The following is a 16,391-nucleotide window of genomic DNA, read 5'->3' on the forward strand; positions in this document are numbered from 1 at the left end:
ATAATTCCGCTTATGGGCAGCCGACACCGTAGCGCTCGCAGACCCACTTGGAAAAATCTGCACCCCAACCTGCAGGTGTTGCGACCGGACCGCTATTAACGCTTATCTGCAGCTGCAACGCTGCAGATGCGGGAGCGGCCACGGCGGTCACCGGTGCCAAAGCGAGTGCGGCAACGGCCAGCACCTTCAAACCCTTCATAACAAACCCCACATCTCGTCAACTTATATACTTACAAGCAAGCAGTCCTCTGGAAGGACCGCAACATCGACACTAAGGAAATGAATGGAACAGATTAAGGTCCTAATCGTCGATGATGAACCACTAATTCGTCATGCGTTGGGCACAATCCTAGCAACGGATAACGGAATTGTAACTGTATTTTCTGCAGAAAACGGCAAGCAGGCAGTCGACTATTGTTCCGACAATGAGATCGACGTAGTTCTGATGGATTTGCAGATGCCAATCATGGACGGGGTTAGCGCCACACGCGCCATTAAATCACGCAAGGACAGCCCCGCAGTCCTTGCAATTACTGCATTTTCCTCGGATGAATATCTAGTTCCCGTTCTTACCGCAGGAGCCAGCGGGTACCTCGTCAAGGACTCTGAACCAGGCGAAATAATTCGTGCAGTTCATGCAGTGCACCAGGGCACCGCCGCTATTTCTCCATCTGTTTCCTCAGATCTAATTTCGGCGGTGCGTGAAGCCTACGCCGACAATTCCCAGGCTGTCGAAGACATCATTTATGATCTCGGGATTACCAATAGAGAAATTCAGATTCTAAAACTCCTTGCGCAGGGATTAAATAACACTGAAATCTCTAAAACTCTGGGGATCACAGAAACCACGGTAAAGACCCACATGGCCAAGATCTTCGTCAAGCTTAATGTCCGCGACCGCGTACAAGCGCTCGTGGCCGCCGCCCGCATGGGAATTGTTGAAATCCCGAAGCACTGAATTTCGCGTCGCCCCAGGTGTGACCTCGAGCGCTCGGGAAGATATTTCGAGTACCACGGGAATATCTTGAAGCCTCATGCGTTGAACATGAGCATAGACCGCTCAAGTTTCTACTAGGAGGCTCACTTGCCAGCATTTTTTGGTGCACCATCAGACGGCTCGTTTGAGGAATTCCTCTCTCGGTTCCTCTCTTCGCGAGCTCAGGCAGCACGTCCAATCGACATCACCCGCCTGCTTTCCACGCGTACCCATGAGGCAGTAGCAACGGCCGCAGCGATCTCGCATGAGCACGGACACGACGAGATCGACTCCTTGCACCTGCTCGCAGCGCTGATACGCACAGAACCCATCGGTGAACACCTCGCCGCCATGGGCATCGACATCGAGGCGTTGAGCCAGGATGCCATTGCCCACATGCCAAAGAGCCAAGAAAAGGGCGAAAAGCCAACACGGCTATCCTCTGCTGCCCAGCGCAGCCTCTTTGATGCCTACCAGGTGGCACGCAACTACGGTTCGACCTACATCGACCCTGACCATCTATTCCTTGCCTTTGTTTTCAACCCGGAATCCCCGGTCAGCCACTTGCTGGCCCAGCACGGAATCACCGGCCAGTCCCTGCAGCAGGCAGCCATGGAACAGGCCCAGCGCGCCCAAAACGGCGGACAGGACCAGGGCCAGGACGAGTCCGACGCCTCGATGCTCGAACGGTACGGAACCGATCTGACGGCGCTGGCCGCCGACGGACAGATCGATCCGGTCATCGGTCGTGACGACGAGCTGGACCAGGTCGTGGAGATCCTGGCTCGCCGCACCAAGAACAACCCTGTGCTCATCGGCGAGGCCGGCGTGGGTAAAACCGCCATCGCCGAAGGACTGGCACGGGCCATCGTTGATGACCAGGTTCCAGAGCAGATCCGCGGTTCCCGGCTGATCTCCATCGACCTGCCCGGCATGCTGGCCGGCACGCGCTACCGCGGCGACTTCGAACAGCGCCTCACCGGCCTCCTCGAAGAAATCGCCGACGCCGAGGGACAGGTATTGGTGTTCATCGACGAAATGCACCTGCTGGTTGGCGCCGGCTCCGGCGAATCCGGAAATATGGATGCCGCCAACATCCTCAAGCCGCGCTTGGCTCGTGGCGAACTGCACCTGATCGGCGCCACCACGCTCGATGAGTTCCGCAAGGTCGAGAAGGACAGCGCTTTGGCCCGCCGCTTCGGCAAGGTCATGGTTGACGAGCCATCGCAGGAAGTCAGCCTGGCCATCCTGGAAGGCCTGCGCGAATCCTACGAGGATCACCACCAGGTGCAGTACACCCCTGCTGCGCTCAAGGCTGCCGTAGCGCTTTCGGCCCGGTACCTCACCGACCGCCAGTTGCCAGACAAGGCCATCGACCTGATCGATATCGCTGGCGCCCGGCGTTCCATTGCCGCCGGCGATACCGAGGATGTGCAATCCCTGCGCTCCGACCTGATGGAAGCCGAACGCGAGAAGTCCCGCGCCATTGGCGAGGAACGCTTCGAGGATGCCAGCGCCTGGCGCGACCACATCGCCGAGCTGACCGCCCGGATCAACGCGGCCGAGGAAGCCGGGGACGCCGGAATCACCCGTGTCGTGGATGAGGTCCAGATCTCCGAGGTCATCTCCCGCTCCACCGGCATCCCGACCTCGCGGATCACCGGCGATGACAAGTCGCGGCTGGCTTCGCTGGAACAGTCGCTGCATGCCTCGGTCATCGGCCAGAAGGACGCCGTGTCCGCCGTGGCCCGCGCCGTGCGGCGCAATCGTACCGGCCTGTCCCCCGCGGGACGTCCCATCGGCTCGTTCCTCTTCCTGGGCCCCACCGGTGTCGGCAAGACCGAGCTGGCCAAGGCCTTGGCAACCAACCTGTTCGGATCGGCTGACTCGCTGGTGCGCGTGGACATGAGCGAATACGGCGAGAAGCACACCGTTGCCCGCCTGATCGGCGCCCCTCCGGGATATGTCGGCCACGACGAGCCCGGCCAGCTGACCGAGAAGGTTCGCCGCAACCCGTACTCGGTGATCCTGCTTGATGAGATCGAGAAGGCCCACCCGGACGTGTTCAACGTGCTCTTGCAGGTGCTCGATGACGGGCGCTTGACCGACTCGGCCGGACGCACCGTGGACTTCTCGAATACGCTGATCCTGATGACCAGCAACCTTGGTGGCGAGTACCTGGCCAACAAGGCCGGAAACTTCGGTTTCACCTCGGCCAAGGCCACCAGCGAGGCCGGAGAGATCCGCGCCAAGGTGATGAGCAAGGTGCGCGAATTCATGCGCCCCGAGTTCCTGAACCGGCTGGATGAGGTTCTGCTCTTCTCGAAGCTTTCGCAGTCGGAGATCGGCCAGATCGTCAAGCTGGTCATCGCCGATACGCGGAAGCACCTGGCAGACCAGGAACTGGCTCTGGAAGTCAGCGAGCCCGCCGTGAACTGGCTGGCCTCCGAGGGCTACGACCCGGAGTTCGGCGCCCGCCCGCTGCGCCGATTGGTTCAGCGCAAGGTGCAGGATGCCATCGCCGATCTGCTGATCGACGACTCGCTGGCTGCCGGCGACACCGTTTTGGTGGACTTCGCTGAGGACAAGCTGGTGGTGCGCAAGAAGGTTGATGCGCCGACCCCGCCAGCACAGAACGAGCAGCTGCCCAGCTTCTTCGATAACTAGGTCGAATTAGCCTCAAAGGGGCTTGATGCGCCGAAGCTTTTGCTTCGCGGCGCATCAAGCCCCTTTTTGCCTGCCCTGAAGACGTGCTTCCATAGCTGCGTCATGGCGATGCTAGCCGATGGTCAATTGGACGGATTCGGGAACTTTGTCACGTCAACGCCGCAGGTAAGAATCAAGTCAGCGTCCTGCTTCTGAAGTGTGCAATGATCCGCGACAAAATGCCCGGACTGCGCCATGCCGCTGATCCCGTCGATCCTTTCGTAGACAAAGGCGGACGCTGGAGCATAAACGGCAAAGCTCGCCGGGTCGAAACCCGGTTTATAAACGACAATGTTCTCCCCGGTCTCCGCGGTCACCTTGTGATAGGTCCCCACGACTGAATTTATCCCCGAGAGCAGCCAAAAATAGAGCCAGACTAACGATGCCGCGGTGATGCACAGGTGCACGAGAATTCGGACAAATACTCGCATGCCCTTTCGCTTGATCCCGAGGATCATCTTGGGGACAAGGCAAAGCAACCCTGCCACTGCCCAAAGGCCGCTAACCAGCAATCCGCAAAACACCAGCGGCCTGCCAGGCAAGATGAAATAAACAATCTGTCCGGAGGACCATAGCTGCTCAGAGCGTGCCCATAGCCAGCCAGCGCCCAGTCCAAAAATCACTGCGACAGCAAGAAGAAAGATGCCCCAGGCCAGTTGCTTTCGATTCAGCCCCTTGTCTTGAGGCTCAAGGATTTCGCCGCTTTCAACAGCCATCTTTTCCATCTCAAGACATTCCTTCGAGAAGATATGACGTTGTTCGAGAAGCTGCCTTTGGGAGGAATTTCATCCGTTCAGTCTTTCAGGCCAAAAAGGACAGGGCGTCCTCCCTAGGTATGAATAAGTCCAAGTAAGTTATGGTCAAAAATTGCAACGGTTGAAAAGCCGCTCGCAAACGATGCGCGGCGTCCGAGTCCCACATCCTAGGAGTTGTTGCGCTTCAGGCTGAAGAACAGCCCCGCGGTGCTAGCATGAACCAAATTCTTGGACACTTTGGGAGCATCTAGGCAATGGAAATATCTATGACAAAAGTTCCTTCCCATGAACAGATCATCGCACTGTACGATTCCGTCGGCTGGAGCGCTTATACCGACCAACCTGACGTGCTTGACAAGGCGCACGCCAACTCGGACTTTCTTGTCTACGCCTACGACAAGGATCACCAGCTCATCGGATTGGCCCGCGCAATATCTGACGACGCGACCATTTGCTTCCTCCAAGACATCTTGGTTCACCCGAAGGCCCAGCGCACCGGAGCAGGAAGAGAACTGTTCTCGGCCGTCCGAAAAAGATTCGAGCACCTGCGCCAATTTGTGCTCATTACCGATGATGAGCCGGGGCAACGTGCGTTTTACGAATCCATGGACCTGACCGAAGGTTCAGATTTCGAGCACGGTCCTGTCAGAATTTTCGCCCAGTTTCTCTAATAGATGGTTTTAGCGCATTCGCCCTAATAGAATGGGAATTCACCACTCTGCTAGGAGCAACTCTTGCGCATCCGAAGTTTCATGGCCCTGTCCATGGTGGCTCTTTTGATGAGCGGCTGCAGCACTCCCCAACGTCCGGCACCTGCTGCTGAACCGGAAAAATCGGCAACCGCCCCAAGCGACTCCACCGTCGAAGCCAAAATTCCTGGAACTGGACTTGCTGAAAATTCAATCGCTCCGGCTCCTGCTGAATCCACCGCAACGGCCTTGACTGGTCAGGCTTGGGCGGACTCCAAAATTCAAATGTGGAAAGACAACTCGGGCATCAAATCCACCCAAGGATTCTTGTACCCCTACAACTTGATGACCTCGTGGGAAGCCCCAGAAGAGGGCGTTATAAAGATCTATTTGGACAACAGCATGATCTTCAACCGCGATGGGATGCAGGAAAGCTACCAAACGCGCGAAGACGAGCTCCGATTCATGGGGCTAATAATGTTCGAGAGCATCGGCGAGCAGTCGCCAGAGTTGGAAAGCGTCACCTTCGCCACCGAGGATGGCAAGAATTCAGGAACCTACTCCCGAGCCCGAACCGGTGCAGACCCCAACGATCGCAAAGCCTGGGCCAAGGAAAAATACGTGCAGTGGCTTGCGGGCATGAATGATGTATATGAATCCTTGTGCCACGCAGAAATTACCGCCGTGGAGGTGTACCGCAATTGCCTTCCTGCTGACCCGCATGCCTACGTCGACAAGGTGACATCGCCCGCATTCGGCGAACTTGTCGTCACGATCAACGATGGTCCGTGGATGGACGGCATCTACGATACGCGTGCGTCCAGTTTCGTCTCCTCAAACATGATCATCAAGATCAACGACAAGGCTGCCGTGGGAGAACAAGTTGAAAAGCTGACTGTTATCGCCAGAGATGGCGAAGATACCAGCACCGCCTTGCGCGAAGAGTGGCTGCAATAGGCAGGTGACGAAGCCACCACGGATTCTTCCAGCATGAACGGTACGCTCTAGGCTAGAATCCATGACGCAAGAACTGTCTATTCCGTTTAATGATTCTGAGCTCAGTGCCCTGTGGTCACCTGCTGGGAGCGCCAGCGCGGTCATGATTTTGGCCCACGGCTCGGGGGCGGGCAAGGACCATGAGTTCATGACCGGCTACGCTCAGGCTGTCGCGGATCTCGGGATCAGCGTCTTGAGCTTCAATTTTCCCTATATGGACGCTGGAAAGAAGTTCCCGGACAAGGCGCCCACGGCTATCGCCGTCTGGCAGCAGGTGCGTTCATGGGTTCAGGAGCATGTAGCCGAGGGGCTCCCGGTGGTTGTTGCTGGCAAATCCTTTGGCGGGCGCATGGCCTCGCTGGCCGTTGCCGAAGGCATGCCGGCGAACGCTCTGATCTTTTTGGGTTACCCCTTGCACGCACCGAAAAAGGAAGACAAGCTTCGCGATGAGCACCTCTACCCGTTGACGGTTCCCATGCTGTTTTTGGAAGGAACCAAGGATCCTTTCGCCAATCCAGAAAAGATGGAAGCCGTCGCCGCGAAGCTCAATAAGTCGACGGAACTGGTCTGGTTTGAAGGCGGCAATCATTCCTTCAAGGTAGCCCGTTCTCAAAGAACGGTGGCGCAGGATGGCGCCTGGCTGGCCGAAGCGACCGCCAACTTCATTTCGAAGCACGCCTCTTAGATGCTCTCGCGGCGCCAATAGCTGTGCGGGTCATCCAGGAAGTCGTGCCATCCCCGCACCAGCTCCAGCTGTTCAAAATCATTTTCGCGAAGTCCCCACGATCCTGCCTCCAGGATCCGAGCATCCGGGAATGCAGCCAGAATGGGCGCATGGGTGGAAATGAGCAGCTGCGATCCCCCGTCAACGATAGTTTGAAGCAGTTTCATCAGCTTCACGCAGCCCGCCAACGACAAGGCAGATTCGGGCTCATCCAAGATCCATAGGCCCTTGATAAAGGGAATTCGCTCCTCAACGAGGTCAAGGAAAGACTCGCCATGGCTCCGCTCATGCAGCTTGGTCTTGAATTTGGATTCTTCGAGATAGGTGTAGAAGTTGTGCATGGTTTCTGCGCGCAGGAAGAATCCCTTGCGCGAAGCCGCGGCACCACGCTGGAGCTTGAGCTGCCGCCACAGCTCGGACTCGCTCGTCCTCGTCGTATTCATTGCGCCTGTCGAACCACCCTCAGCGTTCATGCCATAAGCCATCGCCAGCGCTTCAACGAGAGTCGACTTTCCAGTGCCGTTTTCACCGACAATGACGGTGACTTGTCCCAGGTCCAGCCCTTCATGAAGCAGCTGGCGCACCGGCGGCAGAACAAATGGCCACCGTTGATTTCCAAGCAACGCCTCAGCGTCAATAGCCTCGACTCGTCTCACCGGCATGAACATCTGTGAAAATTCCACAGGCTCAGTCCTCTTGGCGCTGCAAGAAACTATAAACCTCGGTCTCATCCACGCCAGGGAAGGCACCGGTGGGCATCGCCGCGAGCAGGTGCGTATTGGCACGCGTGGCCGGCCAGGCATTGCCGAACCACTGATCTGACAGGTTCGCCGGCGGGCGGCGGCAACAGTTTTCATCCGGGCACGTGGACTGGCAGCGCTCTTTGGTATCGCGGCCACGGAACCATTTCACGTGCTCAAACGGGACCCCGATAGACAGCGAATACAGTCCCGATGAGTGTCGCTCGGTGCGAGCCGTGCACCAATAGGTCCCGTTGACTGTATCGGTGTACTGCTCAAAGGAGCGGAACTTGTCCATCTGTTCAAACACGACGCGGCTGGTCCAATATCGGCAAATGCTCTGCCCTTCGATGGCGCCAGTATGATCCGCCGGGAAATTCACGCGGTCGTTTTCATAGGCCTTGTGCAAGATGCCGGACTCGTGCACCTTCTGGAAGTGGCAGGTCATGCCCAAGTGCTCGGTGGCCAAATTAGTGAATCGGTGTGCCGCCGATTCATAGGACACGGCAAACGCGTCGCGCAGGTCCTCAATGGCCAGCTCCCGATTGTTCTTGGCACGGCGCAGGTACTCGACTGTTGATTTCTCCGGCATCATCAGCGCTGCAGCAAAATAATTAGTGGCTACGCGCTGGGAGAGGAAATCGGAGTAATCCGTCGGCGTCTTATGGCCCAGCACGTGATGCCCCAAAGCCTGCAACAGTACCGACCGCGGATCGTGCTCGGTCCGGTTAGCCTGGGTCAGGTAGATCCGCATATTTTTCAGATCGGTCACCGAGCGCGTGGAGTGGGGCAAGTTCCCCGCGAAGCGCAGGCTGAAGCCTAGATGTTCAGCAATATCCGCTGCCCGGTGGTGAGATAGCGGACCAGAATCATGGCCGACTGCCGAAAGAACCTTGGAAGCTTCCTGCTCGATTTCCTTGTAATAGTTATTGCGGCGCCGCATCTCGTGGCGCAAAGCGGTATTTGCCCGGCGAGCCTCTTCAGGGGTCGCCGCCTGTTCGTTCAATCGGCGTTCGAGTTCGTGTTGCAGTCCTACCAACGACTCAAGCACGTCCATCGGAAGGCGGGTGCCCACGCGTACGGTCGGCAGTCCCAAAGACTCGTAGAGCGGGCCGCGCTGGGCACGTTCCAGCTCGATTTCCAAGGCGGCCCGTCGTGAGGGAGGTTCGGTGCCCAGCAGGTCGTCAACGCCGACGTCGAAGGCGCCGGCCAGCGCTTTGAGCAATGAAAGCTTGGGTTCGCGCTTGCCATTTTCAATCAGGGAAAGTTGGCTCGGCGCTGTATCGACCACGGCCGAGATATCGTCCAAGGTCATTTGCTTGCTTTTGCGAAGGAACCGAATCCTCCGCCCCAAGGCAATGGCATCCATCTCCGGAGTCTCTCCGGAGCCATTGCCATTTTCTGGCGTCTTCGCACGGTTCCACGTGGTTGCAGTCACATGCCCAGAGTATGTGAAGAATGGGCAACTTTTCCAGAACTTGGCGATAAAAGAAGCTTTTATGCGTCATTGAAGCCCGCGCGCGCAGAAATATCTACAGTTCTTCCAACTGCAGCAACCCTTTGGCCATTCATGCCAAATGCACAGCGCACCAGCGGAATCATGCAGACCTGCCATTCGTTGAAGTAGTCAATCAACCAAGAACGAGGAGCACGCATGACAGCCATCGCAGAAAAAGTCCTCTTCGCGAAAAACTCTGCCCACGATCCGCCACAGACTTTTGTCGTAATGGGCATCGATGGAGCAGGCAAGAGCACCGCTATCAACACCCTGGTGCAAGAATTGATCAACGAGCGGATTCCTGCACGGAGACTGGCCAATGCCGCTGGCCGGCGTTGGCTCAACAACTTCTCGCACAACTCCGGCATTCAGGTTCCACCTCTCATCCAGTCACTGATCGAGACGACCTTCCGGCTCGTCAACGTTGTGCGCAACTCGTTCACTGCTGCGCAGGCCCCGGGACTAACGGTGATGGACCGCCATCTGTATTGCCAGCTGGTTCTCCGCCGAGTCCGAGGCCAGAAGCCAGGCGTGCTCCTGCCGTGGCTGGCCCGGAAAAGCACCGAACACGCAACCGTCATTCTTCTGGATCTTGATCCCCACCTCGCTTTCCAACGCATCGAAGCGCGCGCCGAAGACAAGGAACCCCTGGAATTCCTGCAGGCAGCACGCACCGAATACCTCCGCCTGGCCACGCTGCATGGTTGGCTGGTGCTTGATGCATCCGTGCCCACGACACAACTCGTGGAGCGATTGCGCATGATCGCAGGCAAGTAGACTCGACTCATGAGCGAAGCACAGGCTACTTTTGCACCGGATTCCATTCTTGAGCTGGCCAAGAGCGCCAAGAAGCAATGGGAGCTAGGGCAGGTGAGGCTCATCGCCGCAGGCACTTTGGCCGATAACGGAACGTTGCTGCGCAGCTCCGAAGCCGAGGCTACCTGGCAGGTATCCATTCGCTCCATTGAGAAGGAAGCTTCTTTCTCCTCTGCTCTCACAGCTCAGGTCATCACGCTGGTTGCTGGTGATTTTGTTGAGCTCACCGTCGAGGGCGAACAGCACGGACTAGAGCCATTGCGCCCGTTGAAGTTCACCACCAGCGACCCAGTTGAAGCCAGCCAGCCCGCCGAAGAACTGCTCACCGTTTATGTTGCCGCGGATCCGCAAAAGGTTCGCCCCACGGTGCGAATCGTTGAGTTGTCGAAGAAGCGCGAACAGCACCTCTTCGACGGCCAGCTCGGCATCCTGCTTCAAGGTTCAGCCTCCTTGCTGCTTGGCGATGAGCAGCAGCCGGTGAACCTGCGTGATACCGTCGCCGGATCGGATGCCCAGGAACCACGCATCTTAGGCCGCGGCGTCATGGCAGTTGTTTCTTTCGACCTCGCCTAGCCAGCAGACGGTGTCGGCGCTCTTCTGGGCTCAACGGCAAAAACGGCGAATTTTCGCGCCACTTCCCTGCTTCCGCGTACCGCCCTAGACGTAGAGTCGCCCTCTTTCTGCGTACTCATCACTCCCCCTAGATCAAATTCGAGCTTCCCGGACTTCACGTTTTCACCACCTGCTGCACCATCAAATCCTGGCTCAAATCCTTTGGCCATCGGCTGGTTCCCATATCAGACGGGGTCGTTGCGCTGCCCATCCGGCGACACTGACCGCGCGCACTTCCTCGAAAACACGTGAGACATTCTAAAATTTCACACTTTTTCTCATCAATTTCTCTCGATTTGCTCAATTTTCAGCGTCCACCTCCGCTCTTGCCCCAAGAAGTGCAGATCTTTCATTTTTGAGAAGAAGTGAAGATCTTAATGTTGAAAACCCCTATTTCAGCCCTTGCGCTTGAGGAAAAGTAGTTCCCACGAAGAAGTTCACAAGATCACCTATCGATCAACATGAACCCGGAGCTTGCGCGAAGGAGCCAAGTCAATGACTACCGAGAACACCAACGAAACCTCGATCGACAACCGCATCGCAGCCATCGAGACCGACTGGGCAAACAACCCTCGCTGGAGCGGGGTCACTCGTGATTACACTGCCGCAGACGTAGTGAAACTGCAGGGACGGGTCCAGGAAGAACATACCCTGGCCAAGCGCGGTTCGCAGAAGCTCTGGAAGCAGCTGACCGAAGAAACCCCGACCGGCGGCTACACCAACGCGCTGGGAGCATTGACCGGCAACCAGGCAGTTCAGCAGGTCAAGGCCGGACTTCGAGCCATCTATCTTTCGGGCTGGCAGGTGGCCGCAGATGCCAACCTCTCGGGCCAGACCTACCCTGACCAGTCGCTCTACCCAGCGAACTCGGTCCCGCAGGTGGTCCGCCGCATCAACAACGCGCTGCAGCGTGCCGACCAGATCGAGTTCTCCGAGGGCATCCAAAGCGTCGAGGACTGGATGGTCCCGATTGTCGCTGACGCAGAGGCCGGCTTCGGCGGCCCGCTGAACGCCTACGAGCTGATGAAATCAATGATTGCGGCCGGCGCCTCTGGCGTTCACTGGGAGGACCAGCTGGCCAGCGAAAAGAAGTGCGGCCACCTCGGCGGCAAGGTGCTGATCCCAACTCAACAACATATCCGCACCCTGAACGCGGCCCGCCTGGCCGCCGACGTGGCTGGCACGCCCTCCGTGGTCATCGCCCGCACCGACGCAGAAGCAGCAACCCTGATCACCTCGGATGTTGATGAACGCGATCAGCAGTTCATCACCGGCGAGCGCACCCCGGAAGGCTTCTACAAGGTCACCAACGGCATCGAGCCATGCATCGCCCGAGCCAAGGCCTACGCACCATATTCGGATCTGATCTGGATGGAGACCGGCACCCCTGATCTTCAGCTGGCCCGCAAGTTCGCCGAAGCGGTCAAGAAGGACTTCCCGGATCAGATGCTCTCCTACAACTGCTCGCCGTCCTTCAACTGGAAGAAGCACCTGGACGATGCCACCATCGCCAAGTTCCAGCGCGAACTCGGCGCCATGGGCTTCAGCTTCCAGTTCATCACCCTGGCTGGCTTCCACGCATTGAACCACTCGATGTTCGACCTGGCCACCGGCTACGCCAAGGACGGCATGAGCGCCTACGTCGAGCTGCAGGAACGCGAATTCGCTTCCGAGGCTGCCGGCTACACCGCCACCAAGCACCAGCGCGAAGTCGGCACCGGCTACTTCGACGCCATCTCCACGGCGCTGAACCCGAACGCCTCCACCCTGGCCCTGGTGGGATCCACCGAAGAAGGCCAATTCCATTAGACCCTGATGGGTCGATGGTGCTAGCCGGCAAGGACGCCGGCTAGCACCACCACCATTTTTCATCTTTAAGGACGCTGCCATGAACTCCCCGATCACCTTGAACAACATCACCATCACCGCTACCCCCGTTCGCTACCAGGAGCAGATCCTGACCAGCGACGCATTGGACTTCCTGTCCTCCCTGCACAGCGCTTTTGAATCCCGCCGTGCCGAACTGATGCAGCGCCGCCAGGTCAACCGGGCACGCATTGCCAATGGCCGCGACCCGAAGTTCCTGGAAGAGACCCGTTCCATCCGCGAAGATGATTCATGGCAGGTTGCCCCGATCGCCCCGGGGCTCGAAGATCGCCGGGTGGAAATCACCGGCCCGATCGAACGCAAGATGGCCATCAACGCGCTGAACTCCGGCGCCAACGTTTGGCTGGCCGATATGGAGGACGCTTGCTCGCCGACCTGGCAGAACGTGATCAAGAACCAGGTCAACCTGATTCGCATCCTGGACGGGGAGCTGGACTTCACCGCACCGGATGGCCGCGAGTACAAGCTGAACAGCTACGATTTGAGCGAACTGCCCACCATCGTGGTTCGCCCCCGCGGCTGGCACCTTCCCGAAAAGCACCTGCAGGTTTCCGGCACCCCGATCTCCGGCGCGCTGGTGGACTTCGGACTGCACTTCTTCCATAACGCCAAGCGCCTGCTGGCTGCCGGCCGCGGCCCGTACTACTACCTGCCAAAGCTGGAAAACCACCTGGAAGCACGGTTGTGGAACGACGTCTTCAACATGGCCCAGGACCTGTTGGGGATCGAGCGCGGCACCATTCGCGCCACGGTGCTGATCGAGACCATCACCGCTGCCTTCGAGATGGAAGAGATCCTCTACGAACTGCGCGAGCACTCCTCGGGGCTGAACGCAGGACGCTGGGACTACATCTTCTCGATCATCAAGAACTTCCGTTCCCGCGGACCGCGCTTTGTCTTCCCGGACCGCGACACCGTGACCATGACCGCGCCGTTCATGCGGGCCTACACCGAGCAGCTGGTGCGGGCCTGCCACCGCCGCGGTGCTTCGGCCATCGGAGGGATGAGCGCCTTTGTTCCCAACCGCAAGGATGCCTCGATCAACGAGATCGCCTTCGGCAAGGTGCGCGAGGACAAGGCGCGTGAAGCAGCCGATGGCTTTGACGGTTCCTGGGTGGCCCACCCGGATCTGGTTTCGGTAGCCCGCGAAGTGTACGACGAGGTGCTCGGCGGCAACCCCAACCAGCTGCAGCGCACCCGCGAGGACGTTGAGGTTTCCGATGCGGCGCTGCTGAACATCCAGAGCGTCACCGGCAAGATCACCGAGCGCGGCATCCGCGACAATATCGAGATCGGCATCCGCTATATCGAGTCCTGGCTGCGCGGCAATGGCGCAGTGGCCCTGCGCAACCTGATGGAAGACGCCGCTACCGCGGAGATCTCCCGTTCCCAGCTGTGGCAGTGGATCCACCAGTCGGCCATCACCGACCAGGGCGAGATCATCACCCGTCGCTGGGTGCAGGAGCTGGCCGAGGAGACCATGGATAACCTGGAGCGTTTCGAGGGCGACCGCTTCGAAGAAGCCCTGGAGATCTTCGAAGCCTGCGCACTGCGTGATGACTTCCCGACCTTCCTGACCAAGAATGCCTACCTGCGCTACCTGGATGCACCAGCCCGCACCCTTCAAATGGCAGGCTAGGCGCCAATGAGACCCGGCCGATTCGAAACCAGTCGTCCTTAAGATCGGCCACGAAAAGCGGCATTCATCCGCTGGTAACCAGTCCAGCGGGCGGATGCCGTTTTTTGTGCGCAGTACAAGCCGTGCCGGCTTCAGGCCATTAACCTGCCCCGGCTACCGGAGGAAAACAACACGGATTGCCATAGGGTGGATGCATGTTCAGGAACAATCGCCGAGCACGAGCCGATGCCTCGGTCGTGCTGCTTGTATCGCTTGCCTCGTTATATCTGTGCGGAATGCTGACGAGCTGGATGGAAAATATGCCATTTCTCGGAATGCTCGGAGTATCTGCAGCGATCTCGCTTCTCTACTCGGCCGTGCAGGCCTTGCGGGGCAATCCATCGGCGAACTCGCCATCTGGCAGGAAATAGCGGCACCATCCGCTGGCAGCCAGTCCAGCGGGCGGATGCCGTTTTTTGTGCGCAGTGGCTAGGCTGTAGCCATGGCATTGACGTTCAAGAGCCCCGCCGAAGACCTCTGGCAGCCTGACCTGCTCGGAGATGGCTTCTGCTGGAGGCCGCTGCCGCTGGCCGATGGTTCTACTGCGACCTTGGTGCGGCATCGCCCGCGCAAGAAGCTGCGCCTGCCCCCGCCGCTGCGCGGAATTGCGGTGCTCTATGTGCACGGCTGGTCCGACTACTTCTTCCAAAAGGAACTGGCCGAATTCCTCAGCGAGGCCGGGGCGGACTTCTACGCGCTGGACCTGCGCCATTACGGGCGCAATCTGCCCATCGACAAGGCCCGCGGCCTGGACGAAAGCATCAGCCCCGGGTTCACCACCGATTTGCAGGAGTACTTCGAGGAATTTGATGCCGCGCACCGGATTATTTCCAGTGCCCACCCGGGCACCCGATTTGTCATGCTCGCGCATTCCACTGGAGGGCTCAGCGCCTCCATGTATGCGGCGGCCAACCCGGACAAGGTGGATGCGCTGGCGCTGAACAGCCCCTGGCTGGAATTCCAGGCGAGCGAAATCGGACGCACCGCCCTGGCCCGCATCATCCAGGCGGCCAGTGCGCGCAACCCCCATCGTTTTTTGCCCACCGTTGATCCGGGGTTCTACACGCGCACCGTGTCCAACCAGTTCTCCGGCGAGTGGGACTACGACCTGGGCTGGCGGCCGGTCAATGGCTTCAAGCTCACCGCCGGATTCATCGCTGCGGTATTCAACGCGCAAGCCAAGGTGAAAAAGGGCTTGGACCTGCAGATGCCCACCCTGGTGATGCTCTCGGCCGAGGACTACCTGCTGCCCCGCTGGCATGACACCGCCACCCGTGCCGATGTGGCCTTGAATGTGCAGGTGGTGGCTCAGCGCAGCCTGGATTTGGGCCGGGAATTGCATGTGGTGCGCTTGCCCGGAGCGCTGCATGACGTTTTTCTCTCCGCGCCCGCGGTGCGTGCCAAGGCCTACCGGTCCCTGGGTTCATGGCTGGCAGCGCTCAAAACCCGGCAGCGCGATTCGCAGCTGGCTTCCTGCATTCGCGCGGTGCTGCCCGAGGGCAGCGAAGTCCTTGATGGCTAGTGGACCAGCTTGTCCGGGACTTCGTCGTTGACCAGTTCCAGCTGCCAGGCCCCTGCCTTGTCGCGGCCCACAATGGCGACCGAGCCGTTGCGGATGGTATCGAGCTTGTAGCCGGCCAGGTGCGAGAGGGTGTAGCGGATGATCGTGCCGTGGCAGATGATGGCGACGTTTTTGCCCGGGTAGTCCGCAGCGATCTGCTCGATGGCGCGCAGTCCGCGGTCCACCACGGAGTCCAGCGGTTCGATTCCGCCGCCGTTCTTATCCGGCCACAGTGCCAGGGCTTCGGTTTCGACCATGCCCTCGCCCTGCGCGTAGTCGCGCTCGATGAGCAGGTCGTAGCTGGGGCCTAGTTCCAGGCCCAGCCCCTCGGCAATGATCTGCGCGGTTTCGCGGGCCCGCGAGAGCGGGGAGGAGACAATGACATCCCAGCCTCCGGCGCCGAGGACCTTCACGGCTTCGCGGGCCTGGGACCTGCCGGTGTCGTTCAACGGAATGTCGCTGGAGCCTTGCAGCCGGCCTTCGAGGTTCCATTGCGTCTGTCCGTGGCGGACGAATCCAAGTTTCATGAGCCCATTCTCCCACTTGATGTGTGCGGACCAGCAACCGCTGGTGGTCAAGCTCACGGTAGATCTGTCCCACGTTCCGCGCATCAAAGCCCAATGAGAACATAGGATTTTCTCGGCTGATTCCTGTTTTCAACGGTTTCAGGCCCAGATCGAATGCACCCGAATAGGATCCGAGCAATACAATCGTGACCGATATCAAGGCCTCCCTGGCCCGCGGGCTCACGGC

The 16,391-nt window shown here is 58.9% G+C and carries 15 protein-coding genes; 10 read left to right on the forward strand and 5 right to left on the reverse strand.

Features of this window, described 5'->3' with window-relative positions:
- Positions 1 to 10 precede the first annotated feature (10 nt).
- The gene (locus H6F58_RS08895) at positions 11 to 199 is read right to left on the reverse strand and encodes a hypothetical protein (RefSeq protein ID WP_146277551.1); all 189 of its coding nucleotides are present in this window, start codon (positions 197 to 199) and stop codon (positions 11 to 13) included.
- 84 nt (positions 200 to 283) lie between these two features.
- Here H6F58_RS08895 and H6F58_RS08900 point away from each other — a divergent pair, with 84 nt between their 5' ends.
- Positions 284 to 958 (forward strand): response regulator transcription factor, encoded by a 675-nt coding sequence (locus tag H6F58_RS08900; RefSeq protein WP_060700494.1) that lies wholly within the window; start codon positions 284 to 286, stop codon positions 956 to 958.
- Between the two features lie 126 nt (positions 959 to 1,084).
- Positions 1,085 to 3,643: an ATP-dependent Clp protease ATP-binding subunit gene (locus H6F58_RS08905; RefSeq protein ID WP_171918669.1), complete on the forward strand. Its 2,559-nt coding sequence runs from the start codon at positions 1,085 to 1,087 to the stop codon at positions 3,641 to 3,643.
- Positions 3,644 to 3,765: 122 nt separating this feature from the next.
- On the opposite strand, the gene H6F58_RS08910 is transcribed toward H6F58_RS08905, so the two are convergent.
- The gene (locus H6F58_RS08910) at positions 3,766 to 4,407 is read right to left on the reverse strand and encodes a hypothetical protein (protein WP_171918670.1); all 642 of its coding nucleotides are present in this window, start codon (positions 4,405 to 4,407) and stop codon (positions 3,766 to 3,768) included.
- A 296-nt stretch (positions 4,408 to 4,703) separates the two neighbouring features.
- On the opposite strand from H6F58_RS08910, the gene H6F58_RS08915 reads away from it, so the two are divergent.
- From H6F58_RS08915 to H6F58_RS08925, 3 genes are all read left to right on the forward strand, one after another.
- Entirely contained in the window at positions 4,704 to 5,108 is a 405-nt protein-coding gene (locus tag H6F58_RS08915) for a GNAT family N-acetyltransferase (protein WP_244652498.1), read from the forward strand.
- Positions 5,109 to 5,171: 63 nt separating this feature from the next.
- Positions 5,172 to 6,083 (forward strand): hypothetical protein, encoded by a 912-nt coding sequence (locus H6F58_RS08920; protein ID WP_195181598.1) that lies wholly within the window; start codon positions 5,172 to 5,174, stop codon positions 6,081 to 6,083.
- Between the two features lie 61 nt (positions 6,084 to 6,144).
- Complete coding sequence (locus tag H6F58_RS08925; protein WP_171918673.1) at positions 6,145 to 6,807, forward strand: alpha/beta family hydrolase; 663 nt, start codon at positions 6,145 to 6,147, stop codon at positions 6,805 to 6,807.
- Here the strand turns inward: H6F58_RS08925 and H6F58_RS08930 are convergent.
- Both H6F58_RS08930 and H6F58_RS08935 read right to left on the reverse strand, forming a co-directional pair.
- Positions 6,804 to 7,529, reverse strand: a complete 726-nt coding sequence (locus H6F58_RS08930; protein WP_257745835.1) for an AAA family ATPase — start codon at positions 7,527 to 7,529, stop codon at positions 6,804 to 6,806. The genes H6F58_RS08925 and H6F58_RS08930 overlap by 4 nt on opposite strands.
- Positions 7,530 to 7,533: 4 nt before the next feature.
- The gene (locus H6F58_RS08935; RefSeq protein ID WP_206693594.1) at positions 7,534 to 8,955 is read right to left on the reverse strand and encodes a helix-turn-helix transcriptional regulator; all 1,422 of its coding nucleotides are present in this window, start codon (positions 8,953 to 8,955) and stop codon (positions 7,534 to 7,536) included.
- Between the two features lie 285 nt (positions 8,956 to 9,240).
- On the opposite strand from H6F58_RS08935, the gene H6F58_RS08940 reads away from it, so the two are divergent.
- The 5 genes from H6F58_RS08940 to H6F58_RS08960 all read left to right on the forward strand — a co-directional run bounded on the left by H6F58_RS08940 (position 9,241) and on the right by H6F58_RS08960 (position 15,599).
- Positions 9,241 to 9,861 (forward strand): thymidylate kinase, encoded by a 621-nt coding sequence (locus tag H6F58_RS08940; RefSeq protein WP_171918675.1) that lies wholly within the window; start codon positions 9,241 to 9,243, stop codon positions 9,859 to 9,861.
- Positions 9,862 to 9,870: 9 nt separating this feature from the next.
- On the forward strand, positions 9,871 to 10,473 hold the full coding sequence (locus H6F58_RS08945; RefSeq protein ID WP_171918676.1) for a HutD family protein: 603 nt from the start codon (positions 9,871 to 9,873) through the stop codon (positions 10,471 to 10,473).
- A gap of 534 nt (positions 10,474 to 11,007) precedes the next feature.
- Complete coding sequence (gene aceA / locus H6F58_RS08950; protein WP_060700484.1) at positions 11,008 to 12,321, forward strand: isocitrate lyase; 1,314 nt, start codon at positions 11,008 to 11,010, stop codon at positions 12,319 to 12,321.
- Positions 12,322 to 12,400: 79 nt separating this feature from the next.
- A complete protein-coding gene (gene aceB, locus H6F58_RS08955; RefSeq protein WP_195181599.1) occupies positions 12,401 to 14,038 on the forward strand; it encodes a malate synthase A in 1,638 nt (545 codons plus the stop codon).
- Positions 14,039 to 14,519: 481 nt separating this feature from the next.
- On the forward strand, positions 14,520 to 15,599 hold the full coding sequence (locus H6F58_RS08960; protein ID WP_146277544.1) for an alpha/beta hydrolase: 1,080 nt from the start codon (positions 14,520 to 14,522) through the stop codon (positions 15,597 to 15,599).
- Here H6F58_RS08960 and H6F58_RS08965 read toward each other — a convergent pair.
- Positions 15,596 to 16,165, reverse strand: coding sequence for a histidine phosphatase family protein (locus H6F58_RS08965; protein WP_060700481.1), 570 nt, complete (start codon positions 16,163 to 16,165; stop codon positions 15,596 to 15,598). The genes H6F58_RS08960 and H6F58_RS08965 overlap by 4 nt on opposite strands.
- Between the last annotated feature and the right edge of the window lie 226 nt (positions 16,166 to 16,391).

It is taken from the genome of Glutamicibacter sp. FBE19 (assembly GCF_015524875.1).
GTDB lineage: Bacteria > Actinomycetota > Actinomycetes > Actinomycetales > Micrococcaceae > Glutamicibacter > Glutamicibacter halophytocola.